We start from the raw sequence: 22,359 nt of genomic DNA on the forward strand, positions 1-22,359 counted from the left end.
GGCCGCGATACTGGACCAGATCAACGAGCACAGGGGCGTGCTCGCCAGCTGTCGAGCCGTGCTTGCAATAAGGAATTCGCCGGGCTGACCAATGACGAGGGAGGGCGGATCGAGGCGATCCACGGGCAAACCTTTGGTGGCGGTTGAAGGCGTGATCATCATAAGGATTGATCTTTAGTCCGACGGCACGGCGGTGCCCTTAATCCGCCCATTGTTTCCGGACCTTGGTTTGTCGCCGACACATGCGCGAGCGTCCCTCGGGTTCGACCGGCCGCCGATGACCGCCGCGAGCCGAATGCGCTTAACAAGATGGCAGATCGCCCGCTCGATTTGGCGCATTCACTAGGGGAGTCCCGGCAAGGGGCTGAGATACTGCTGGCTTTCGCGGCGCAGTGACCCATTGAACCTGATTCAGTTCATACTGGCGTAGGGACGGTGCGAGCGTTGCGCGTCCCATGCCCGAAAACCTTGTAAGTAGGCAGGCCGAAGTGCCCGCCTCGCGGAAAATCCACAAGCCCGGTGCCATCCACCCGCAGATCAGGGTGCTGGTGCGCAAAATCTCCGCCCATCCGACAGCCGGCGAGCCTTCATTACGTTCTACCGTCTGGTCGAATGGCGGCATCTTCTGAAGCCTTATTGCAGCCCTAGCTTCCTCTTCAGTTCCGCGTTCTCTGTGCGCAGGCGTTCCGCGAGCAGGCTCTTCAATCGCTTGTTTTCTTTCTCGAGGGCGACCAGGTCCTTCAGATCGTCGCCATCGGATCTAGGCGCCGCGGCCTTCTTCCAGTGATAATAGGTCTGTTCCGATATACCGGCCTGCTTTACGGCGCTCTTGAGAGTGGTGCCGCCGCTGATCGACGTCTCGACCTGAGCGAGCTTTTGGGCGCGCTCTTTTCCGGAGTAGACCTTCCGGGCGCTCCGCACGGCCGCTACTGTTGCTGTTGCTTCCTTCGCCGGGGACGCCGTATTGGCGCCATCCTTGCGACCAGGCTCAGTCTTTGCCTTCCGCGACGGTGGGGTTTTCTTCTTCGTTTCAGGCGTCCTTCCTTTGGGAGCGTGTTCGGTTGCAGTTTCTACTGATTCAGCGTCTAGGGGATTTGCCATGAGATACTCCGCTCGCGGTTTGTGCGCGTGTTCAGCATCAAGGGCTATGACATTAGAGTCAATCAGCCGACGATTTGGCAGATCCATATCTTTGAGCTCCCTTGTTGTATCGGCTATAGCCGCGGAGAGATCGACATCGCTCCAGATCGAATGGCCCCGTTTTTGATAATTGCGCTTTTGTTTGACCTCCACAGTGAACGGTCGGGTCTGCCGCCTCATAGTTTCTTCCTTGTTAGAACGAATTGCACAGGGGGTCGCGGCTGACGAAGACTGAACAACTAGCGCTTCCTCTGTTGCGCCGAGCTATATGGATGAGATAGCCCGAGAGCAAGCGGCACTTGCGGTGTGCATTGACAAATGCTCGGGCCACGCTGGCTTGTCGCAGCTTTATTTTCATATCGGTGCGTTTGCAGAGCTGGAACAGCTGCTCGCGCATCGCAACGCCATCGAGCACGTTTTGAAGGGGTGGATCTGAAGGCATTCGGTTTCTGCTGAGCGCACGCTAACGTCGCGCGGAATATTGTCCGCGATGGCTCGATCAGGTGGTTACGAGCTTGGCAGCGAATCTAAGGCGGGGGGTGCATGCAGCGACATATCACGACACAGTGGGCTAGTCGGAGCGTCTGATCGACGTGGCCGGCAAGGCGGTCATGCTGTCGTGACGCATGTGGGCGTCGACGGGTCAGGTTTTCACTTAGCGTTTCAATTGAATTCGGAGATGAAAGTCCACCTCGCTGTCCAGTTGGATAGGCCTCGAAATCATGATCGTCTCGTCCCAGTGAAGGTCGCAATCATTCGTGATTGCGACCTTCCCTAGCCAGCTCCGGCCAATCATTGCGGGAGGATATGCAATACAGGTCGAGGCGTTGTCGGCGTTTCGGCGGGTAAGACGGGATAGGCGATCTCCGGTACCTTTCCGGTCAGCGAATTAAGGAAGGCAACGAGCAGGTCGACTTCTTTTTCCGTCAATTCTTGGCCGAGCTGGGTGGTCGCCATAATGGCGACCGCCTGTTTCAGATCCCAAACCTTGCCCGAATGAAAGTATGGCGCGGTGAGTGCTACGTTGCGCAACGGCGCCACGCGGAAAACATAGGAATCGTCGGCTTCATGGGTGACGGCAAATCGGCCTTTGTCGTTTTCCGGCAGGACATCGGTGCTGGGCTTTTCAACGAGGCCGAATGGGTAATAGCCCTCCCCACCCACGTTGATACCGCCGTGGCAGGACGAGCAGCCTTTGTCCATGAAAAGCGTCAGGCCCTGTTTCTGTTCGGAAGTCATAGCGGCGTCATCGCCGTTGAGGAAGGCATCGAAGGGCGCCGGTGTGACCAGTGTCGCCTCAAAGGCTTCGATTGCCCTGGCGACGTTTTCGAAGGTGACGCGATCGGCTTCGCCCGGGAAAGCTGAATTGAACCACTCGACATATTGCGGCATCGACTTGAGCGTGGCGATGAGTTGACCTGGTGTGTTGGCCATTTCGACAGCGGCTTGGATCGGTGCCTTGGCCTGAGCCTTCAGGTCTTCAGCACGACCATCCCAGAACTGCGCGATGTTGAAGACAGCGTTCAGTACCGTCGGCGCGTTGCGCGGTCCCTTCTGCCAACCATGGCCGATCGAGCTTTCATGATTGTCGTCGCCCCCGGTGGCCAAGTTGTGGCACGAATTGCACGACAAGACGCCTGACGCCGAGACGCGTGGATCGAAGAACATTGCCTTGCCCAGGGCTATCTTCTCCGGTGTGATCGGGTTGTTGGCGACTGTCGGCGTGATGGACGGTAGAGCCTTGAAGGTGGCCCGTGCCGTTTCTCTGAGGTATACGGGGATCGTTTGCGCAGCAAAAGCGATGGCCGGCAACGCGACAGCCACCGTAGTGAATAGGATTTTCACAAGTGATCTCCCTGCGTTTTGCACGGAAGCCATTGTTGATATGCGGTTCGTGAACGCCTTGCGCTAAAGGCGGCAATCCTCTTTGCATAAAATCGAATCTGACGCGGACCTGACATATTGTCTTCCTTCGTTGCATTGCGCGCGATGTCACCCACGATGAACGCCAGTCGGTATCTCCTGTCGCCTCTCGAGAAGCATCAAAAGTCGTGCCAACTAAGCAGAAGGAACCTCCGGGGGATTTTCTGGTCATCATTCAATAGGTTGAACGAATTCGCAGCAAAGCGCAGCCCTACTCCGGTGTCGCGGATCTGACAGCCAACAGTCGGGCTGAAACAGAGAGATGTTTGGTCCCTCAGCGTCTTGTCCGATGGGCACCCGGCCTCCCGCATGGGCGGCAGGGGACCACAAGGTATTGAAGCTCAAGATGAACGCCGCCGGCCAGCATCGCTAGGCAGCCCCGCAGATACTTTGACGCTGGTCCGCGAGCTGGTGCGCCTAGTGCCCGACCGCCAGATCGCGCGGCTCCTCAATCGCGCCGTAAGCCGACGGCGTTAAAGCGGCCGCGCAATCATCGATGTGAGCGTGATGACGGCGCTGCGCACTGTGTCGTCGAATTGTGGCCACTGGAGTAATCCTCGTAAAGCGAGCCAAGGTTCTTGATCTAAACGGCGGCGGCCGCCATATTAGCGTAGCGCCTCTCACACGTTCGAGAGTGATCGCATTTTGGATGCCGCCGGCTCGGGCTGTTTCGGCATCCTATTTCAACATCGGCCGCCGCTTGTTTCGAGTTATCGAATGGCCGTTCTCTGCATTTGGAGGCAAAATGACCGCAACGCCTTTCGCGCTGCCCGAGGCAGTGCTTACCGCAATCTCAAACGGAAAACCCGTAATTCAGGCATATCGGGAACATCTTGGCTATTCGACCGAGGACATTGCCGTGACCAGCGGTCTGACAGTCGAGGAGGTCGGGCTGATCGAATCTGGCCATTGTTTCGACAAGGGCTATCGCGATCGGATCGCTCGGGCGCTTGGCTTGGCTGAGAGTATCTTCGATGAAATCTCGGGTATCCCGAACGCTGCCTGACGTCGGCCTCTGAAGATTACCCGCCGCCTGCCAGGTCGGATCAAAATCCAAAGGGTATATCAATACCCATACGGCGGCGGGGCGGTGGCAGAATTCTTATTTCTACGGAATCGATTCGCTCTGCGGAAGTCCAAATAGCAGAAGAATGTCACGATCATCTGACGGCCGGGACGGATGATTCCCAAATCATCTTCTGGCGTCAGCGCATTCTCGCCGCCGGTAGCCTTGCTGCAGAGAAGAGACGATGAGATTGAGCGGATCCGCGGCCGGGTTTGTGCCCGAATGAACTCCCTCGGGGAGCGAATTCTGAGCGCTGGCGCGGTGATGCGGCGATAGCCATAGAAGGACTGCTCGTCGACCAAATGGCGAATGAGCGGCAGCAGCCCTGCATCCTCTGGTTTGAGCCAACGACAAGCGAGATACGCTTTCAATCCGAACCCTCCTGGCCCAAGCAGTTCGCCAGTCTCGCTGCCTGATCAGCACCCCGCCAACCCGCGTGCAGGCGTTGCAACAGATCCTTCAGAGAAATTCATAGACTCTTAGCAACCCCACCGCTGGGAATGGTAAGCAAACATAAATTGGTCGAAACCTGTAGCATCTGCGGAGAACGCCAAACGACAAAGTCAGCAGGAGTGCTCAGTCTTTCAATGTGGCTTCACTTTGAGCGCATGGGAAAGTAATCGCAATGGAGACCCAACCCATGACCAATCCCGAGCACCCCGCCAATCCGTTTTCCCTTCCCGACAACCTGCCACCCCCGGTGGACGATGGCGAGGCCGATCATCTGGCCGGCATGCAAATGCCAAGCGTGACGCTCCGCACGACCTTCGGCGAACTGGTGGACTTGTCCGCCTTGTCGGGTCGCGTCGTCTATGCCTATCCGATGACCGGGGTTCCCGGGGTCGAATTGCCGCCGGGTTGGAACGACATTCCCGGTGCGCGCGGATGCACGCCGCAAACCCTGTCGTTTCAGGCCGAAAAGGATGTGTTCGCCGCCTTCGGCGTCACGATCTACAGATTGAGCACGCAAACCCCAGAATATCAGAAAGAGCTGTCCGATCGGCTCGGCCTGGCCTTCCCGATCGTGAGCGATGCCGAGTTCAAGCTGACTGACGCGCTGCGCCTGCCAACCATGACCGTGGAAGGCATGCGGCTGATCAAGCGGCTGACCCTCGTCATCAAGGACGGGGTGATTGACACGTCTTCTATCCGGTGTTCCCGCCGAACAGGTCGGCGGCCGAAGTCGTCGCTTGGCTGCAAGAAAACACCGCTCCGGCGCAAAGGTCGGGCGTGCTGATCTACACCACCCCGGACTGTCCCCCACTGCCGCGAAGGCGCTCCTGACCGAAAAAGCGCGTTGCGTTCATCGAGCTTGACGTTGAGCGCGATCCGGAAGCGGCGAACGTCATGGTCGCCCGCAGCGGCGGCCGCCGGACGGTCCCGCAGATTTTCATTGGCTCAACCCATGTGGGCGGGGGCGACGAACTGCAAGAACTCGAACGGGCCGGTCGCCTGGACGAACCTCTCGCCGCACGGACGAATTAATAGGGCAGGCAATCGTTGCTCTGGCCCTCGCATATCGCGCTCCTCACGCGAACACCAGGATATCGATCGTGGACGTATCGCCTCTCCATTCCCTGCTCATGGCCTATGCAGCTTACATCCTGGGCGCCTTGAGCCCAGGCCCAGTAATATGGCGATCATGAGCACAGCGATGAGCCGCGGCCGTACGGCAGCGTTCGCACTTGCCGCCGGGGTGATCACCATCTCCTGGACCTGGGCGACACTCGCATCGACAGGGCTGGCCGCATTGCTTCTGACCTATCCTCAAACGCTGTACGCCATCCAGATCGTCGTCGGCGGTTCCTATCTCATCTATCTTGCGGTGATTGCATTGCGGGCGGCCCTCCAGGGGAAGGACCTGGCGAAGCTGGCCGAAACTCAACCCTCCCGCGCGGAGTTTAGGATGTTCAATCGTCGGGGCGTGCTGATCCATGTGGCAAACCCCAAAGCCGTCATGGCCTGGGTCGCTACAATCTCTCTCGGGCTTCAGCCGGGGGCTCCAGCCTATAGGCCCTTCGTCATCCTGCTCGGATATGCGGTGTTGTCTGTCATCATATTCAGCGGATACGCGATCGTTTTCTCCTTTCCGGTCATGTCGAGGCTCTACGCCAACGCGCAACGTTGGATTGACGGTGAACCGGCGCTGTTTTTCGCAGGCGCCGGTCTCACCTTGGTTCAACGCGCAATCACGGAAGCCGGCGGCTATCTGGCCACCGGGCGGTGAAGGGGGCAGATCACAATGGGCACGAACAATCCGCCGCTTTCGCCCGAGGACGTCGAACGCTTCGGGCCTGATCCCCTTACCAGCTTCCGCACCAATCTGGCGTCGGTTGAAGAGCGCATCACGCTTGCTTGCGCACGGGCAAGCCGCGACCGTGCCTCCGTGCGGTTGCTGCCGATCACCAAGACGGTGCCGGCCCATATCCTGCGACATGCCTTCGACGTCGGCATCAGCACCTTCGGCGAGAACAAGATCCAGGAGGCAATGACAAAGTGCGAGGCGCTTCACGATCTCGCCATCGACTGGAGCATCGTCGGACATCTCCAGACCAACAAGGCCAAATATCTGACCCGCTTCGCGCGTGAGTTTCATGCACTCGACAGCCTGCGGCTCGCCGACCTTCTGAACACGAGGCTGGAGCGCGAAGATCGCTTCCTCGACGTCTATGTGCAGGTCAACACGTCTGGCGAGGACAGCAAGTTCGGCCTCCATCCGAACGCACTGCTGCCCTTCGTGGAGACCCTCGATCAGCTTCCCCGTCTCCGGCCATGCGGGTTGATGACACTTGCGCTGTTTTCCTCCGACATGGCCAAGGTGCGGCCTTGCTTCATTCTGCTGCGCCGGCTGCGGGACAAAGCCGTGAAGCACAACGCCGCGCTCACCGGGCTCTCCATGGGTATGACCGGAGACTTCGAGGAAGCCATCGAGGAAGGCGCCACTGTCGTGCGCGTCGGTCAGGCCATCTTCGGCAAGCGGCCGACGCCTGACGGCCACTACTGGCCGGGTTTCGCCCCCACCGATCGAGGAATTGAACCATGATTTTTCGCAAACGGCCTGTCTGCTTTTCCGATCACCCCCGCCGATCGTTCCGGCCGGGTCGACGTTGACGCGCTACGGAAACTGGTCAGCCGGCTGATCGCGGCTGAGGTCGATTCCATCGGCCTGCTCGGCAGCACCGGCATTTATGTGTATCTGACTCGCGACGAACGACGCTGCGCACAGCACTACCCAATGACACGCAATTGCATCGCGCGTCGACGGTCCTGAGGGAGCTCCGCCATCCGCGAAGCCGGATCGCTGCAGGCATTGCGCAATCGTCTCGTTCACGCTGTCAATGTAACGACAGCCGGCCCGAAACCAGCCTATGATCTGGAGGAGGACAATGCCTGATGTATCCGTCCTCAATGTCGCCCTGCATGGAAACAAGATCGGCACGCTCAGGCTCTTGCAAGGAGACCAGATCTTTGCATTCATCCAGGAATACATCGACGAGGCGCGACGGCCGACCTTAACTCTCTCCTTCAAAGACGATCACGGCGGGCTCGTCACCGAGCAACCAGCCACGCATATCCAGGTATCGCCCTTCTTCTCAAACCTGTTGCCGGAAGGTCCATTGCGCAAGTACCTGGCAGATCGGGCTGGCGTGAAGGAGGTGCGCGAGTTTTTCTTGCTGTGGGTGCTGGGGCGCGATCTACCCGGCGCCGTGACCGTCACGCCGACGAATGGAGAGGCCTGGCGGACCGCCGATAACGCTGTCGGCGGCGGCAGACAAAAAGACAAGGCACTGCGGTTTCGCTCGCCGGCGTGCAGCTCAAATTCTCAGCCATCAGAAACAAGCGCAAGAACAGCGGCCTCGTCATTCGGGCCAAGGGCGTCGGCGGCTCCTGGATTGCCAAACTCCCGGCTGAGCGGTTTGATGGCGTCCCCGAGAACGAATTCTCGATGATGACGATCGCCTCTCGCCTCGGCATCAATGTTCCTGGAATCGACTTGGTCCATGTCGACTCTCTGGAAGGCCTTTCCGCGGGGCTGAGGCGGCTGCGGGGGACAAGGCTTTCGCCCTTCGTCGTTTCGATCGAGACGGCGCAAATCTCGTCCACATAGAGGACTTCGCTCAGGTCTTTCGTCGCTATCCCGAACAGAAGTACGAAAGTGCGAGCTACCGCAACATCGCCACGGTCCTCGGGATCGAAACCAACGAAGAGAGCATCGCCGAATTCATCCGGCGGTTGGTTTATTGCACACTGATCGGCAATGCCGACATGCACCTCAAAAACTGGTCGCTGATCTATTACGATCGCAGGACGCCTGCTTTGTCTCCGCCCTACGATCTCATATCGACCATCCCCTACATTCCCGATGAAACGGCAGCGCTGAAATTCGCGCGTACGAACAAGGTCAGCGAATTCAACGAAGACGAGCTCCGATACCTGGCAGCAAAAGCACGCCTGCCTGAGAAGCTGGTTCTCGATTGCGCCTAGGAAACCGTCCAGCGCTTCTCGACGTGTGGAGCGCCGAGAAGAACAACCTATGGCTCGGCAAAGACGTCATCGCCGTGATCGATCGCAACATCGCGATCGTTCCCCTCGCAAGCAAGGTCTATCGGCTAGCGCGTTGATCCCAGAAGATGAAAATGCGGCGAAAGCGATAGCGGACAAGGAAGGCGTGAGCGCAGCGGTTGTCGGGTATGAATGCGTCGCCAGTGCTTGAGGTGAGCGAAGGTGTTATCGATCTTGTGGCGTTGGCGGTAGAGAACCGGATCGTAGTTATGGTTGTGCTTCGCATGAGCCGGAATCAGGGAGTGATGCCGTGCTGGACGAGGGCATCGCGGAAGCCCGATCAAGCTATAGGCACGTTCCGCGAGCAGATGGCGGACTGGCGTCACGTATGTGCTCAGCGTCAGACGCGATTGCACTCAAAACGTCACTTTGAAGCCGGCCGACATGGTGAAGGCATAGAAGTCCATGCCTGCGCCATCTTTGAAGGTCGTGCTGCTTCGTGCGCCCGTCGGGATGTCGTACACTGTCATATCGCCTTTCGCGCGGAAGTACTCATCGAAATTGCCGGCTAGGAAGAGGCTAGCGCGTTCGGTGATTTGATAACCAAGCCTTGGCGCCGAGCGAGATGAAGGGAATGGTACGAAAGTCCTCTTCGTACACCCTGCTCCGCCAGTGATGGTCAATATCGCTTGGGTTAGTCGAAAGGCCGCCGCGGAGCAGACCCGAGAGCGTCCAATTGCCGAATTTTGTGATCGATTCCGCACCAAGGGAAAACGCCCGGAATCAGCAGCGCGCTTTGTGTCCCGCGTCCAATCGTCGACGACAGTGAGGATGTGGAACGGTCGGAGACGAAGTCGAGCGATCACCACTGCTTAAACTCGGCGCTTCCAGCATCGGCACGGCGGCGGACGGTCAGCTTCTCGCGATAGAACCAGCTTCTCGCGATAGAACCGAAGAGCTCCTGTAGCATCTCGTCGCCCGTTCCCACACATTTGCGACGGAGGCGGCGAAAGCCGAGATTTGTCTAACGCGAATATGCCCGCTCTCTACGACAACAGCCAAGCATTGCGAGCAGCGCGGAGCCGTGACGAACGACCTTCCAGTCGGCTTATTTCTCCTCGGAACTGTCGGCAATGTGGCCGCCGGTCTGCCGCCGCCACAGGCGGGCATACAGGCCGTCGCGTTTAAGTAGCTCCGAGGGGGAGCCCTCCTCAACGATGCGCCCTTTGTCGAGCACGACGATCCTGTCCATGCTGGCAATCGTCGACAGGCGGTGGGCAATGGCGATCACCGTCTTGCCCTCCATCATAAGCTCGAGTTTTTCTTGGACCGCCGCCTCGGCTTCACTGTCCAGGGCAGAAGTCGCCTCGTCTAGAAGGAGGATTGGCGCGTCCTTAAGCAGCACCCGAGCGATCGCGACCCGCTGACGCTGGCCGCCAGAAAGCTTCACCCCGCGGTCACCGACGAAAGCATCGTAGCCGGTGCGGTTTTCGCTGTCCTTGAGATCGGCCACGAAACCGTCCGCATCGGCCAGCATTGCGGCGCGTTCGACCTCCTCCGGCGAGGCATCCGGCCGGCCGTAACGGATATTGTCCCCGACAGAGCGATGGAGCAACGAGACATCCTGGGTCACGACCCCGATATTCTGACGCAGGCTTGCCTGCGTCACCGAACGGATATCCTGGCCGTCGACGACGATTGCGCCATCGTTTACGTCGAAGAACCGCAGAAGCAGGCTGACAAGCGTTGACTTGCCGGCCCCCGACATGCCGACGAGCCCGACCTTCTCGCCGGCGCGGACCCTGAGCGATAGATTCTCGATTACCCCTTTTCCTTGCCGGTATTCGAACCGGATATCCCTGAACTCGACCGTGCCGGCGACAACGGCCAGCGGCCTGGCTCCGGAGACATCGGTTACCGTTGGAGGCGTGGTGATGACCGGCATCGCGTCGCGTATCGTGCCCACAGCCTGGAATATCTGCTGTCCTAGCTGGAGAAAGGCCAGGGAGTTGGCATTGAGCCGCTGAACGAGTGCGATTGAAGCAACAAATTGGCCGGTGGTGACAAAACCGGCCACGAGTCCCCAAAGCCCGACGGCGATGTTGGTCAGCGAAAGAAGGACGTTCAGCAGGACGACGCCGGTGTCGGTTGTTAACTGGATGCGCCGCTCAAGCTGTTGCGTCTCGATGGCATCTCCCATGATGGTGCGCATTGCGTCCGCCTCGCTGTCTTCGGCCGCAAACAGCTTGACCACGTGGATGTTGCTGTAGAGGTCGGTCATGGCGCCGACGACGAGGCTGCGCGCGCGGGCAGAGTGGCGGGACCGCACGGCAAAATATGGCACTGCCACAACCGCGACAGCGACGTTCGCCACGATCCAAAAAAAGACCGGAAGCGCCAGCGGCCAGGACAGCGTGGCAAGCAGCGAAAGCGAACCGAGAAACTGCACGAGAAAATACGGTATGCTGGAAGACGCTACGACGATCTGCTGCTGCACGGCGGAGGCGAGTTGCGAAATGCGCGACGCCACCTGGCCGGCGAAGAGATCGTGGAAGAACGCAAGGTCCTGACGTTCGACCGCCTTGTAGCCATGCCATTGCATAGCCGCGGGCATGCATACGGACACTGCCTGGGAACCCAATGTCTTGGCGATGAACATCAGCAGCGGTTGCACGGGGAACATCAGCAGGCCGAGGAACGTGAGCATAGGCCAAGCTTCCTCAAGGAAAACCGCCGCACCATTCGTGCTCACCCCGTCCACAATGATATACATGCCCCAGATCACCGCGAGGTTGATTCCCTCGACCGCCATCATGAAGACGGCGATGGCTGCCAGCGCGCCACGGAACATGCGTGCGAAATGCAGAAGCAGCGCAAACGGACCTGTTGCCGGTAAAGGCGCGTAGGGGATATCCAGCGGGCGGATAAGCGTCTCAAAGGGACGATAGATGAAATGCAAAGGCGACATGGCGGGTCAAACCGGCTGATCAGAAGAATGGGTGCGGCGCATCGGAGGAGTGCGAGAGCGCTCGCGCCCCCTGAACTGCCAAGCGCACGTTCCTCGTCCACACACAATGCGTTCCTGGCGCGCTTCGAGCGGACCACGCAAGGCTGAGGTGCGCACTTGAATGTACATGCGCGCTGTGGCCAGGTTCGAGAGCTGCATAGGGTGGCCCTCGTAGTGCTGGTGGACGGCTTTGCTGAAGGAGGCGCGATCTACGAGGAGGCGCCGCGGCTGGCTATAGCGGTCCAGCTCCCCAGGTGTGGCTGGGTTCATCGTCCTGTTCTGGCCGTCTCATTAGGCATCGAGCACGCTCCTGGTTGATTTCTCAATCCTCCCCGACGCCCTGCCGACGTCTCACTTACGAGATCAAAGCAATTTGCGTGCCGGATTTGCGCTCCGTTTCGTTCAACCGCTTGCTCGCCAGCCGGTGCCTGGCTGTACGGCCAGCGGGGGGCTCTGACATTCTTGTTCAGTTTCGGACACAGGAAGGTCGCCATAGACACTATCGGGAAGACCGAATAGAGCCTTGAGCATGTAATCGTCGCACCCGGTTGGGCCAGCGCCTTGTAGCTCGGGCGCTGCACGCTCGCCCGCGCAAAGCGGCGCAGGATCGATTCCGCATCGGCCGTGCGGTGCTGCAGGGCCGCCGCGATGGAGTGGGAGGCGCATCGCGTCCGACCATCCGTGGAATCGGCAGCCTTGATTAACGTCTGCGACGTCTGACCAAAGCCATCCATGGCGGAGTGCTCTCGCTGAGGTTAAAGGCAGCCTCTTCGGCCTCGTACCGGGTCAGCCCGGTGAGCGGCCGACCGTATCTCTCGGCGGGAAGCCCTGTCAGGCTATCGATCACACACCACAGCCCTGATTCCGACGGCAACGGAAGGCGAAGGCGGCTTACGCGCAGCCGAGTCGAATGAAGGGCGTTGTCCGAGCTGTCGGAGATGCGACGTTAATGTCGGTCATCCGACACAGCCGGTCCGATCGATCGCCTTGATCTAAAGGCATTTCCTTTGGCGCACATATTGCATCGTTCATCCGGACACGGATCAACGGACTGACGACAGCCATGCAGAGAATGTCGATAGCCAACGCTTTGTGCCGGGCCAAATTCCGGCCCTTCCAGGTGTGATTGCAAGCGTCATGGGGCTTTGAACATTCCCTCATTGTGGACATGGAAAATACCCTGCTGGCTCGGATGCCAACTCTTCAGTCTGGTTCACTCGGCCAGTTCCTGGATCCGCGTAGGGCGCACGGGTCATGGTGACTGCCGTCTTGGCTGCACCCGCGTGCTGACTGCTTCGAGCAACGCTCAACGCTGCTGCATGCCGGCGATGAAAAGCCAGACTCCAACAATGCGTCTTCCGAAAACCGAAAGAGGTGAACAGATATGTTCAAGATCGGCGCTTTGGCGCTCGCGTTATCAATTCAAGGGGCATCGGGATCGGCGACCGCTCGGGCGCTGGCCAACGGTTCGAAACGATGCGCCATCCATCGCTAGCGCTGAGCGATTTGGAGCGGGCACTGACGATCAACAATCGCTATCGCGGGCTCGTGAATGTCCCCGAGCGGCCGTTCTGGCTGACTGGAGCCAACGCGTTCGCATACCGCCGGACTAGCCACGGCGAGCAGCAGTTCATGCGGGTCGATGCTGCCACGGGTTTGAAACGGGCCGCCTTCGATCAGGCCCGTCTGGCGACGGGGCTAAATGAAGCGAGCCATAAGAGCTATCAGGCCGGCGATCTTCCCTTCGAGCGTTTCGAACTGACCGAGGATGGTCGCAGGCTCGACTTCCTGATTGAGCAGGTCCGGTGGAGCTGCGACGTTGCAAGCTATGCCTGCACCAGCACAAAATTGGATGTGGAGGCCCCGAAGTTTCAGCTCAGCCACTACTACACGCCACCGGCTGAGAATAACCCCGACCAGAGGAGCGTCTCGCCCGACGGCAAATGGATCGTCTATATAAAAAACTACAATGTTTTCCTGCGCAGCAAGGACGGATTGCAGGATGTTGCGCTGAGTCGGGATGGATCCGAGGGCAATTGCTACGTCTTTTCGACGCTGAATTGGTCGCCGGACTCGCGCCATCTCGCGGCCTACCGCGTTCGCCCCGGCTATAAGCGGGAGGTCCCCTACCTCGATTCGTCGACGGACCGGTTGCAGCGCGAACATTCAACCCTGGTCTACCCCAAGCCGGGTGATGTCCTTCCGCTACCCCAGCCGGTTCTGTTCGAGATTGCCAGCCAGCGCCAAGTCGCGATTGACGACGCCCTGTTCTCGAACCCCTTCGAACTTTCACCTCTCCGGTGGTGGGCGGACGGTCGCGGCTTTACTTTCGAATATAACCAGCGCGGGCATCAGCTCTATCGGCTGGTCGAGGTAGACGCCGCCACGGCCCGTGCGCGCTCGATCATCGACGAGACCAGCAAGACATTTGTTGATTACCAGCCTCTGGTGATGGATCAGGAGGGTACCGGGAAAATCTTTCGTTACGATGTCGACGACGGGAAGGAGATCATCTGGGCGTCCGAGCGCGATGGGCACGAGCACCTGTACCTGTTCGACGGCCGGACCGGCGCGCTCAAGAACCAGATCACCAGCGGTGAGTGGGTCGTCCGGGGGGTCAACCATGTCGATCCGGTCAAGCGCCAGATCTGGTTCGAGGCGAGCGGGATGAACCCGGGGGAGGACCCTTATTTCGTCCATGCGTACCGCATCGGCTTCGACGGTGAGGGGCTGACTGAGCTCACGCCCGAGCCGGCCAACCACCATGTCGAGTTCTCTCCCGACGGCCGCTATTATGTCGATATCTGGTCACGCATCGATCTGCCGCCCCGCATGACGCTCTACCGCGCCATCGATAATGCCAAGCTCATGCAGGTGGAGACCGCCGACACGTCCGAGCTCGTCGCCGCCGGCTGGCAGCCGCCACTCAGCTTCCACGCCAAGGGGCGCGACGGCAAGACTGACATCTGGGGCGTGATTCACCTGCCCGCCAATTTCGATCCGAAGAAGAAGTACCCGGTCGTGGAGAATATCTATGCCGGGCCGCAGGGCTCTTTTGCCCCAAAATCCTTCTCAAGGCGGACAGAGCCGCTCACGCAACTGGGCTTCGTCGTTGTGCAGATCGATGGCATGGGTACCAACAACCGCCCGCGCGCCTTTCATGACGTTGCCTGGAAAAATCTGAAGGACGCAGGCTTTCCCGATCGCATCCTATGGCACAAGGCGGCCGCCGCGAGGTATCCGTGGTACGATATCTCCAATGTCGGCATTTTCGGCTGGTCCGCAGGCGGCCAGAGCGCGGTGGGCGCGCTGCTCTTCCATCCCGAATTCTATAAGGTCGCGGTCGCCAACAGTGGCTGCTACGACAACCGGATAGACAAGATCTGGTGGAACGAACAGTGGATGGGGTGGCCAGTCGGCATTGAATATTCCCAATCCTCCGCCATCGACAATGCCTACAGGCTGCGGGGCAAGCTGATGATCGTCGTCGGCGAAATGGACCACAATGTCGACCCGTCCTCCTCGCTCCAGCTTGCCGACCGCCTCATCAAGGCGGGAAAAGATTTCGACATGGTCTATGTGCCTGGTGCCGATCACGGCGCGCCAGGCATCTATACTGAGCGCAAACTCCTGGACTTCTTCGTTCGCAACATTCTCGGTCAGACCCCACCCGACTGGCACGCTAAACGAACCGAGCTGCAAAAGAGCAAATCGTCACGATGATGGCTTGGGCAGCTTCTGCCTGTGGCAATCCTCGCGCCGTTTTGTTGGCTTGATCGAGGCGGCGAGCGAGCGGAGAACCGCTCGGACGAGGCCTGTGCCGATTCCTTCAACGGGCAAGACGGAAACAGGAGCGATTCCGACGCTCGACGGCCCCCCGAAGCGGGACGGAAGCGGGGGTGGGCGGCGAGTTGCGACCGGAAGGGCCGCCGTTCAGGCGGACTGCATCCGAAGGGCCGAAACGAAGAGAAGGAGCCGAAGCGACAGCGAAGGATACGGGACGCCGCGGCGGGCCTAGAAGGGAGTGCCGCCTTACCCTGCGCCGCCGGGAGGCACAACAGAGAAGAGATGCGCCGACCTGCGACCCATGCCGACGCAGGTTCGGTCTGCCAAGCCAACGTAGGGCATGTGACGTTGAACTGTCAGGTTCGACCGTATACGTCCTCAAGCCGCACGATGTCATCTTCGCCGAGATACTCGCCGCTTTGGACCTCGATCATCACCAGTCCGATATTGCCGGGGTTTTCGAGCCGGTGTTTGTGGCCGCAAGGGATATAGGTGGATTGATTGGTGGTCAGGAGTAGCTCCTGGTCGCCGTTGACTATTTTCGCAGTGCCGCTGACCACGACCCAGTGCTCGGAGCGGTGATGGTGCATCTGCAGGCTCAAGCGTCCGCCCGGCTTCACCTCGATGCGCTTGATTTTGAAGCGCTCGCTTTCCTCCAGAACCGTGTAGGTGCCCCAGGGCCGGTGCACGGTACTGTGAAGCAAGTGCGCTTCATGTCCCGCAGCCTTGAGGCCCTCGAAGAGTTTCTTGACGTCCTGGACGCGATCGCGGGATGCAACAAGCAATGCATCGGGGGAATCCACGATCACCAGGTCGCTGATGCCGACGGTGCCGATGACGCGTTTGTCCGAGCTTATGTAACTGCCCACGGTGTCGACCACGTGGACATCGCCGCGAATCCTATTGCCGCTCCCGTCAGCGGCGACCAGTTCGGCCATTGCGTTCCAAGATCCAATGTCGTTCCACCCCATTTCGCAGGGAACGACAGCGAGATTGTGGGTTTTTTCCATCACCGCATGGTCGAGTGAAATACGCGGCGCCATGGCGAAGTGCTCAGATGAGAGTTCGACGCTGGCAACATGTTCGCCGTGGCTGACGCGAGCGTTATCATAGCTATCGAGAACGGCATCGATCACCTGCGGGCAATGCGCAGCCATTTCGTCGAGCATGACCTGCGCCTTGAAGCAGAAGATGCCGGCGTTCCAGAAGAAACGTTTGGACGCGACATAAGATTTGGCAGTCTCGGCGTTCGGTTTCTCGACGAACCGGACAACTTTCTCACCGTCGGCCTCGATGTAGCCGAATGCGGTGTCTGGCCTATCCGGGGTTATGCCCAAGGTTGCAATACGCCCCTGCTGCGCCTGTTCGATTGCCCGGTTCATGGCGGTTTGAAATGCGGGCAGATCACCAATCATATGGTCGGCAGGAAAAACACACAGAACAGCATCGGGACCCTGTGTTGCCTTGGCATGGACGGTTGCCGCAGCGACGGCGGCGGCGGTATCCCGACCCTCAGGCTCAAGCAGAAAGGTGCGTGGCAAAACAACGGAATCCAGCTCGTCGAAAACGTCTTTCGTAAGGAAGAGGTGCCCCGTGGACGTAACGGTAACAAGCTCCACGACATGCTGCATCGAAGCGGCGCGCAACACGGTGTGCTGGATGAGCGAAAGTCCATCCGCCACCTTGAGGAAAGGTTTGGGGTGCGATTGCCTTGAGGCGGGCCAGAGCCGCGAACCAGCTCCACCGCTGATGATGACCGGTACCACTTTCATCAAAGGTCCTCTATCTCGTCTGTAAGCGCGAACGCATGTGCCCCTTGCAGCGTCGAGGCGACGATCGCCATGGCCCTGCTCTCGGTCGAAGCTTCCGAGTAGCAGCGCAGTTCCGGGGCATTGCCGGAAGGCCGCAGATGTATGATCTCACCTGAAAGCATCCGCGCCCTGAGGCCATCGGTTTCGTCAATTTCGGCGACGGTCCCGAACGAGGCAAGAAAGTGCTGCAGTGCCTTCCGGCTTGCGAGATGATCCATCAATCTGCGCGAACTTTCCGCGGGGAAGTTCTGAAGCCGGTCACTGGCGCACACAGGAAGATTCCAAAGCCCGCGCAGTCGCGACAGCTTCTTTTTTGTCGACGCCATGGTACTGAGGACGGCCAAAATCGGGAGGAATGAGTCCCGCGTCGGCAGTGCAGTCAATGTCTTCCCATTCACCACACAATCCGAGCCCAGCAGAACACCACCATTGGCCTCAAAGCCGACGATGACGCCGCCGGCGCCGTGTAATGCTTCCATTGCTTCAATGACAAATGGAGACCCGACTTTCGTCCTCAGGACCGCGAAACCAAAGGCCTTCGAAATTCCCGAATTGGAGGTCACCGGCGTCACGATCGTGTCTGCCTTCAGGAAAAGAGCCGTTGCAAGCCCACCCAGGTCGCCGCGAAGAAGATCGCCATTTTCATCAGCGATGAGAGGCCGATCAGCGTCCGCATCGGTCGACACGATGGCATCGAGACCGAATTCGCGGACCCACTTCTTCAATTTCGCGATTGTTGCTGCGTCCACGGCCTCGGTATCGACAGGTACGAAGGTCCCGGTTTTCCCGACGGCGACCACGCTGGCACCGAGCGATCGAAGAACCTGTACCAACAGTTCCGCCGCGACCGAACTGTGCTGATAGACACCAAGTCTCATGCCGGAAAGTGAGCCCGGCTCCAGCATATCATGGGCGCGCTCTCGATACGAGGCGATCGCTTCTTCACGGTGCATAGGCCACGTCGTTCCCAGACAAGCCGTTGGTGAGCAATACGCAACTGATCTTTCGGCTACAAAGCGCGTAATCGCGGCCTCATCCGCCTTGCTGATTTCACCATTCGGGCCATAGAATTTGATGCCATTGCGATCGGCTGGAATGTGCGACCCGGTGACCATAAGAGCCGCCGCGCCGTGTTTGCATGCATATAGTGCCAGCGCAGGCGTAGGTATGGTGCCGCAATCGATCGGCTGGAAACCATTTGCGGCCAACGCCGCCATGCAATTGTTGGCTATCGCCTGACTGCTGTCACGTAGGTCGCGGCCTATGAAGACCGAACTATTCGGCTGAACCCGGCTGGAAATCAAACGCCAAGCGAAAGCTTCGGCATAAAGTCCGCTGGCCTTGCCGACCAATTCCGAAGCCAAACCTCGAACGCCGCTTGACCCGAATTTCATGATTTCGCTTTGCTAGTGGACAGGCAGGGTGGGGTCATGTTGCAATGGGCTAGTACTTTCTATTGCAAGGGCCATCGCTCTCAGCCACCTGTTGTTCAGATATGCGGTCTCTACAACACGGTGTGGCGTAAGGACCCCTCAGAGTTCCGCCGAACAGCAGGGCATCCACTGGCACAGGGGCATCCACAGTTCTCCTTCTATTGGAATCTTTTGGCGCGCTCATCTAATGATCGAGGCAGTAGAGTGATCGATCGGTGCCTGCCGGTATTTCGCTATGCAGCATCATGACAGATCCGTAAACTTGGTTGTTTGGATGGAATGCATCCATGGCATGGATAGGGCTAGAAGGCCGTCTCGATCAGCGCAATGGAACCTGTGATTCTTAGGTATTTGGATTAAGGTCAGCCAGAGCGCTCGCCGACCATGGCGTCGCCTAGGGCGCTAGACCCAAGAAGCAGGAACCGATGCTGGGATCAGCTGGGACAACGATCAGCGCCGACAATGTCTTGCCTTGCGACGCCTTCAGTCTAGGAAAGTTGTTCTGGAATTGCGTTCGATCAAGGCCCAGCGCAAAACCTTGATGCAGTCGTCGCCGCCGCAATCTTCGCCTTCGGCTTTGTCTACATCCATCAGTTCGAGGACGGAAACGGCCGCATTCACCGCTACCTGATCCACCACGTCCTTGCCATGCACCGCTTCAATCGCCGGGAGTGGTGTTCCCGTATCGGCCGCGATCCTGGACCAGATCGACGAGTACAGGCGTATGCTGGAGAGCTATTCGAAGCGCTTCTGCCATTGGTCGAAGGGGAACTGACGCCGCAATTCAAGTCCGGGTGCTGAATGACACCGGGGATTTCTACCGATACTTCGATGCAACCCCGCACGCCGAATTTCTTTATGCCTGCGTTCGGCGGACGATCGAACGGTTCCTTCCCTACGAAACAGCTTTTCTGCAGCGCTACGATCAATTCCGGTAACATGTGAATGCCTTTATCGACACGCCTGAGCGGCTGATCGATCTGCTCTTCCGTTTCCTTAACCAGAATGGTGGCCCCTATCGAGCCGCGCCCTCGGAAAGGAATTTCCCGCTCTGACCAATGACAAAGCGCGGGCGGCTCGAGGCGATCTATGCGCAGACCAGAAAACGGCAAAGCACGCGGCAGAAGCCTTTCACTGGGACTGCCGGTCGACCCTTGCGTTATCGCCGAACTCGGGACGTCAAGTTCTGGAGCAAACCGGACAAGCCGAAGGTGTGTCGGGAATGCTGCTGCGCCACGGCAGTGATTTCTGCATCGTCTATACGCCTACATACGCAGTGGCGGATTAAGCCCCCCAGCGGTCGAAGATGCGCGACAAGTCGCGTGCAAAGTCATCTTGGGGACCCTGACAACAAGGTACGTGCGCTCAATCGCGTCCACCCCATTCACAAAACCGGCTCGGTGGAGTAGTGGGAACGCAGAGAAATCTCCGGTCGCAGCCTTACCCGGTCAAAACAAGGACTCAAACTATGAATGCCCTCGTCATCTGCTCCGGCGGATTGGACTCTGTTTCGCTCGCTCACAAGGTGGCGACCGAGCAGAAACTCATTGGCCTGCTTTCGTTCGATTACGGCCAGAGGCACAAAAAGGAACTCGGCTTTGCCGCCATCTGTGCCAAACGGCTGGGTGTTCCGCACCAGATCGTCGATATCCGCGATGTTGGCCGGAACCTGAGCGGCTCGGCGCTGACTGATGATGTGGACGTGCCCGACGGGCACTATGCCGAAGACTCCATGAGGATCACGGTGGTGCCGAACAGGAACGCCATCATGCTGGCTATCGCCTTCGGGGTTGCCGCCGCGCAGAAGGCCGATGCGGTGGCCACTGCCGTCCATGGCGGAGATCATTTCATCTATCCCGATTGCCGACCCGCTTTTATCGACGCCTTTCAGACGATGCAGAACCATGCGCTCGCAGGCTACGCCGATATCCGCCTTTACGCTCCCTATGTGAATATGTCGAAGGCCGACATCGTCAGCGAGGGGGCAAAGTACGCCACACCGTTCGAGGCGACGTGGTCCTGCTACAAGGGCGGTGCACGTCACTGCGGTCGCTGTGGGACATGCGTCGAACGGCGCGAAGCATTCGATCTGGCCGACATCACCGACCCGACAGATTATGAGGATGCAGACTTCTGGCTGCACGCTATCCAGACAAGGAGCGCGTGATGTTCCGCATTACCAAAGAGTTCCACTTCTCGGCCTCGCATCAGCTCACCTCCTTGCCACCAGATCATCAGTGCGCGCGTCTACACGGCCACAACTACATCGTCGTAGTGGAGCTTTCAGGTGGCGAACTGAACGAACATGGCTTTGTGCGCGACTACCACGACCTGGCGGCGCTCAAGCACTACATCGACGGGACGTTCGACCATCGGCATCTTAACGACGTTCTAGGGCATGACCGTGTCACGGCGGAATGTCTGGCCAGGCACTTCCACGACTGGTGCAAGGTGCGGCTACCACAAACCTCCGCCGTGCGGGTGAGCGAGACGCCGAAAACCTGGGCGGAATACCGGCCATGACTAACGCAATGCAGCCCGGAATCCGCGTGAGCGAGATTTTTGGGCCGACCATTCAGGGCGAAGGCATGCTGATCGGCTTGCCCACGGTGTTCGTAAGAACAGGCGGGTGCGATTATCGCTGTTCCTGGTGCGACAGCCTGCATGCGGTGGACAGTCGCTTCCGCCATGATTGGGAGATGATGTCAACCGACGCGGTCTGGCAAAAGGTCATTGCGCTTTCCGGCGGTCAGCCCGTGATGGTGTCGCTGTCAGGCGGCAATCCGGCCATCCAGCCGCTTGGCCCGCTGATCGACCGCGGGCATGGTGAGGGCTACCGCTTTGCATTGGAAACCCAGGGCTCGGTGCCTAAGGAATGGTTCGCGGATCTGGACGTGCTGGTGCTCAGCCCCAAGCCACCCTCAAGCGAAATGACGACAGATTGGGCCGCGTTCGACACCTGCGTCGAGGCGGCGCAGGATAAGCCGCGGATGGCGCTCAAGCTCGTCGTCTTCGACGATGAGGACTATGCCTATGCCAAGGACGCCGCGACGCGCTACCCGCAATTACCCGTCTATCTGCAGCCCGGCAATCACACGCCGCCGCGTCCCGGTAACGAAGACGTGCTGATCGACATGGCCGGTGTGATGAAACGCATGGAATGGCTGGTCGAAAAAGTGACCCGTGACAGGTGGTTCGAGGCGCGCGTACTGCCGCAACTTCATGTTCTGCTTTGGGGAAACAAACGGGGCGTCTAGCCCACGCCGATGACGTAGACGGACATCCAGTTGTCGGCAGCAACGTCGGCCAAGAAAGCCCGAAAATGCCGTGCTGGAAAAGGTTTCGAATCCGCATGCTGGCTCGCCTATCGCCGGTGCTTCGCGCTCCTCCAGGCGTGACTTGCTCTCGGTACGTGCGCGCGCTTCCCCAGGGTTGATTGGTCGCCGATCGCCGCCTCGGGCCGAATGCGCTTGACAAGATAGCGCCGGCTCGTTCAATTCGGAGCATTCACCAGGGGAGTCCCGGCAAGGGGCTGAGATACTGCTGGCTTTCGCGGCGCAGTGACCCGTTGAACCTGATCCAGTTCATACTGGCGTAGGGACGGTGCAAGCGCTTTGCGGGAGTTTACGCCCGAGGTCCTGTTTCGAGCAGGCGGCCAAAGCGTCTTTTCATCCTTCCGGCACAGAACTG

The 22,359-nt window shown here is 59.1% G+C and carries 17 protein-coding genes, 4 pseudogenes and 2 riboswitches; of the genes and pseudogenes, 13 read left to right on the forward strand and 8 right to left on the reverse strand.

What is annotated here, in order from left to right:
- Positions 1–334: 334 nt before the first annotated feature.
- A riboswitch (TPP riboswitch) is annotated at positions 335–451 on the forward strand.
- A 182-nt stretch (positions 452–633) separates the two neighbouring features.
- Positions 634–1,320 (reverse strand): transposase, encoded by a 687-nt coding sequence (locus tag AC1RZR_RS35105; protein WP_481829258.1) that lies wholly within the window; start codon positions 1,318–1,320, stop codon positions 634–636.
- 88 nt (positions 1,321–1,408) lie between these two features.
- Between AC1RZR_RS35105 and AC1RZR_RS35110 the strand changes: the two genes are divergently transcribed.
- Positions 1,409–1,576 carry a hypothetical protein gene (locus tag AC1RZR_RS35110; protein WP_481829259.1) on the forward strand — a complete coding sequence of 56 codons (168 nt, stop codon included), beginning with the start codon at positions 1,409–1,411 and terminating at the stop codon, positions 1,574–1,576.
- Between the two features lie 356 nt (positions 1,577–1,932).
- Here the strand turns inward: AC1RZR_RS35110 and AC1RZR_RS35115 are convergent, their stop codons facing one another.
- Complete coding sequence (locus tag AC1RZR_RS35115) at positions 1,933–3,018, reverse strand: cytochrome-c peroxidase (protein WP_136617721.1); 1,086 nt, start codon at positions 3,016–3,018, stop codon at positions 1,933–1,935.
- Positions 3,019–3,697: 679 nt separating this feature from the next.
- Between AC1RZR_RS35115 and AC1RZR_RS35120 the strand changes: the two genes are divergently transcribed.
- Positions 3,698–4,069, forward strand: a complete 372-nt coding sequence (locus AC1RZR_RS35120) for a transcriptional regulator (protein WP_481829260.1) — start codon at positions 3,698–3,700, stop codon at positions 4,067–4,069.
- Between the two features lie 59 nt (positions 4,070–4,128).
- On the opposite strand, the gene AC1RZR_RS35125 is transcribed toward AC1RZR_RS35120, so the two are convergent.
- The gene (locus tag AC1RZR_RS35125) at positions 4,129–4,500 is read right to left on the reverse strand and encodes a hypothetical protein (RefSeq protein ID WP_481829261.1); all 372 of its coding nucleotides are present in this window, start codon (positions 4,498–4,500) and stop codon (positions 4,129–4,131) included.
- A 269-nt stretch (positions 4,501–4,769) separates the two neighbouring features.
- Between AC1RZR_RS35125 and AC1RZR_RS35130 the strand changes: the two are divergent.
- From AC1RZR_RS35130 to AC1RZR_RS35155, 6 genes and pseudogenes are all read left to right on the forward strand, one after another.
- Positions 4,770–5,413, forward strand: a pseudogene (locus AC1RZR_RS35130) (peroxiredoxin).
- Positions 5,414–5,434: 21 nt separating this feature from the next.
- Positions 5,435–5,614 (forward strand): glutaredoxin domain-containing protein, encoded by a 180-nt coding sequence (locus AC1RZR_RS35135; RefSeq protein WP_136617751.1) that lies wholly within the window; start codon positions 5,435–5,437, stop codon positions 5,612–5,614.
- Positions 5,535–6,356 carry a LysE family translocator gene (locus AC1RZR_RS35140; RefSeq protein ID WP_481829595.1) on the forward strand — a complete coding sequence of 274 codons (822 nt, stop codon included), beginning with the start codon at positions 5,535–5,537 and terminating at the stop codon, positions 6,354–6,356. Before AC1RZR_RS35135 ends, AC1RZR_RS35140 begins: the two co-directional genes overlap by 80 nt.
- Before the next feature lie 15 nt (positions 6,357–6,371).
- Positions 6,372–7,172 (forward strand): YggS family pyridoxal phosphate-dependent enzyme, encoded by an 801-nt coding sequence (locus tag AC1RZR_RS35145; protein WP_481829262.1) that lies wholly within the window; start codon positions 6,372–6,374, stop codon positions 7,170–7,172.
- Positions 7,173–7,187: 15 nt separating this feature from the next.
- Positions 7,188–7,352 (forward strand): annotated as a pseudogene (locus tag AC1RZR_RS35150) (dihydrodipicolinate synthase family protein); the annotation flags it as partial.
- Positions 7,353–7,515: 163 nt separating this feature from the next.
- A pseudogene (locus AC1RZR_RS35155) lies at positions 7,516–8,751 on the forward strand (type II toxin-antitoxin system HipA family toxin).
- 297 nt (positions 8,752–9,048) lie between these two features.
- Here the strand turns inward: AC1RZR_RS35155 and AC1RZR_RS35160 are convergent.
- Complete coding sequence (locus AC1RZR_RS35160; protein ID WP_481829263.1) at positions 9,049–9,501, reverse strand: omptin family outer membrane protease; 453 nt, start codon at positions 9,499–9,501, stop codon at positions 9,049–9,051.
- Between the two features lie 239 nt (positions 9,502–9,740).
- Positions 9,741–11,600 (reverse strand): ABC transporter ATP-binding protein, encoded by a 1,860-nt coding sequence (locus AC1RZR_RS35165; RefSeq protein WP_481829264.1) that lies wholly within the window; start codon positions 11,598–11,600, stop codon positions 9,741–9,743.
- A 1,423-nt stretch (positions 11,601–13,023) separates the two neighbouring features.
- Between AC1RZR_RS35165 and AC1RZR_RS35170 the strand changes: the two are divergent.
- Positions 13,024–15,362 (forward strand): annotated as a pseudogene (locus AC1RZR_RS35170) (S9 family peptidase).
- 419 nt (positions 15,363–15,781) lie between these two features.
- Here the strand turns inward: AC1RZR_RS35170 and AC1RZR_RS35175 are convergent.
- From AC1RZR_RS35175 to AC1RZR_RS35185, 3 genes are all read right to left on the reverse strand, one after another.
- Positions 15,782–17,197 (reverse strand): mannose-1-phosphate guanylyltransferase/mannose-6-phosphate isomerase, encoded by a 1,416-nt coding sequence (locus AC1RZR_RS35175; protein ID WP_006334012.1) that lies wholly within the window; start codon positions 17,195–17,197, stop codon positions 15,782–15,784.
- A complete protein-coding gene (locus AC1RZR_RS35180) occupies positions 17,197–18,630 on the reverse strand; it encodes a phosphomannomutase (protein ID WP_481829265.1) in 1,434 nt (477 codons plus the stop codon). The genes AC1RZR_RS35175 and AC1RZR_RS35180 overlap by 1 nt, the downstream gene beginning before the upstream one ends.
- Positions 18,631–19,152: 522 nt before the next feature.
- Positions 19,153–19,323, reverse strand: a complete 171-nt coding sequence (locus AC1RZR_RS35185) for a hypothetical protein (protein WP_481829266.1) — start codon at positions 19,321–19,323, stop codon at positions 19,153–19,155.
- Between AC1RZR_RS35185 and AC1RZR_RS35190 the strand changes: the two genes are divergently transcribed.
- The 4 genes from AC1RZR_RS35190 to queE all read left to right on the forward strand — a co-directional run bounded on the left by AC1RZR_RS35190 (position 19,255) and on the right by queE (position 21,926).
- A complete protein-coding gene (locus AC1RZR_RS35190) occupies positions 19,255–19,470 on the forward strand; it encodes a hypothetical protein (protein WP_481829596.1) in 216 nt (71 codons plus the stop codon). The two genes, AC1RZR_RS35185 and AC1RZR_RS35190, sit on opposite strands and share 69 nt — an antisense overlap.
- A gap of 667 nt (positions 19,471–20,137) precedes the next feature.
- Positions 20,138–20,836 carry a 7-cyano-7-deazaguanine synthase QueC gene (gene queC / locus AC1RZR_RS35195; protein WP_481829267.1) on the forward strand — a complete coding sequence of 233 codons (699 nt, stop codon included), beginning with the start codon at positions 20,138–20,140 and terminating at the stop codon, positions 20,834–20,836.
- Positions 20,836–21,192 carry a 6-carboxytetrahydropterin synthase QueD gene (queD, locus tag AC1RZR_RS35200; protein WP_481829268.1) on the forward strand — a complete coding sequence of 119 codons (357 nt, stop codon included), beginning with the start codon at positions 20,836–20,838 and terminating at the stop codon, positions 21,190–21,192. Before queC ends, queD begins: the two co-directional genes overlap by 1 nt.
- Positions 21,189–21,926, forward strand: coding sequence for a 7-carboxy-7-deazaguanine synthase QueE (gene queE / locus AC1RZR_RS35205; RefSeq protein WP_481829269.1), 738 nt, complete (start codon positions 21,189–21,191; stop codon positions 21,924–21,926). The genes queD and queE overlap by 4 nt, the downstream gene beginning before the upstream one ends.
- 245 nt (positions 21,927–22,171) lie before the next feature.
- Positions 22,172–22,288, forward strand: a riboswitch (TPP riboswitch).
- Positions 22,289–22,359 lie beyond the last annotated feature (71 nt).

Source organism: Mesorhizobium bavaricum, from assembly GCF_056781655.1.

What these genes read in the sequence shown, in the direction of transcription:
- AC1RZR_RS35105 (WP_481829258.1), bottom strand. Translation starts at nt 1,320, where the DNA reads ATGAGGCGGCAGACCCGACCGTTCACTGTGGAGGTCAAACAAAAGCGC.
- AC1RZR_RS35110 (WP_481829259.1), top strand. Translation starts at nt 1,409, where the DNA reads ATGGATGAGATAGCCCGAGAGCAAGCGGCACTTGCGGTGTGCATTGAC.
- AC1RZR_RS35115 (WP_136617721.1), bottom strand. Translation starts at nt 3,018, where the DNA reads ATGGCTTCCGTGCAAAACGCAGGGAGATCACTTGTGAAAATCCTATTC.
- AC1RZR_RS35140 (WP_481829595.1), top strand. Translation starts at nt 5,535, where the DNA reads ATGTGGGCGGGGGCGACGAACTGCAAGAACTCGAACGGGCCGGTCGCC.
- AC1RZR_RS35145 (WP_481829262.1), top strand. Translation starts at nt 6,372, where the DNA reads ATGGGCACGAACAATCCGCCGCTTTCGCCCGAGGACGTCGAACGCTTC.
- AC1RZR_RS35165 (WP_481829264.1), bottom strand. Translation starts at nt 11,600, where the DNA reads ATGTCGCCTTTGCATTTCATCTATCGTCCCTTTGAGACGCTTATCCGC.
- AC1RZR_RS35175 (WP_006334012.1), bottom strand. Translation starts at nt 17,197, where the DNA reads ATGAAAGTGGTACCGGTCATCATCAGCGGTGGAGCTGGTTCGCGGCTC.
- AC1RZR_RS35180 (WP_481829265.1), bottom strand. Translation starts at nt 18,630, where the DNA reads ATGAAATTCGGGTCAAGCGGCGTTCGAGGTTTGGCTTCGGAATTGGTC.
- queC (WP_481829267.1), top strand. Translation starts at nt 20,138, where the DNA reads ATGAATGCCCTCGTCATCTGCTCCGGCGGATTGGACTCTGTTTCGCTC.
- queD (WP_481829268.1), top strand. Translation starts at nt 20,836, where the DNA reads ATGTTCCGCATTACCAAAGAGTTCCACTTCTCGGCCTCGCATCAGCTC.
- queE (WP_481829269.1), top strand. Translation starts at nt 21,189, where the DNA reads ATGACTAACGCAATGCAGCCCGGAATCCGCGTGAGCGAGATTTTTGGG.